This is a genomic window from Peribacillus sp. SIMBA_075 (assembly GCF_046534585.1).
Genome location: NZ_JAWRYN010000950.1, coordinates 1 through 259, shown reverse-complemented (window position 1 = coordinate 259; position 259 = coordinate 1). Strand labels below are relative to the sequence as shown.

Genomic DNA, 259 nt, shown 5'->3' with positions numbered 1-259 from the left:
GTGCTTCCCAAACCGCACTGTATGATAACTTTGTATGATCATCAATAATATTATGAAGTTCCTTCTTTAATTCTAAACCCGTTTTTCCTATTGCATTATTATAATATGTATCATCATAGCTTTTTACAGTAATCTCTTGTGGTGATGCAGAAGCTACTTCACCGTGTATGATATCTGTGAATGATAGAGATGCAGTACCTAAAATAAAAAATGAAGATAGTGTAACCATAGCAAGCTTTGTATTTCGAAACTTCATATA

The 259-nt window shown here is 32.0% G+C and carries 1 pseudogene; it reads right to left on the bottom strand.

The annotated features are described in order from the left end of the window. Positions 1 to 256, bottom strand: a pseudogene (locus SB775_RS31070) (ribonuclease); the annotation flags it as partial. Between the last annotated feature and the right edge of the window lie 3 nt (positions 257 to 259).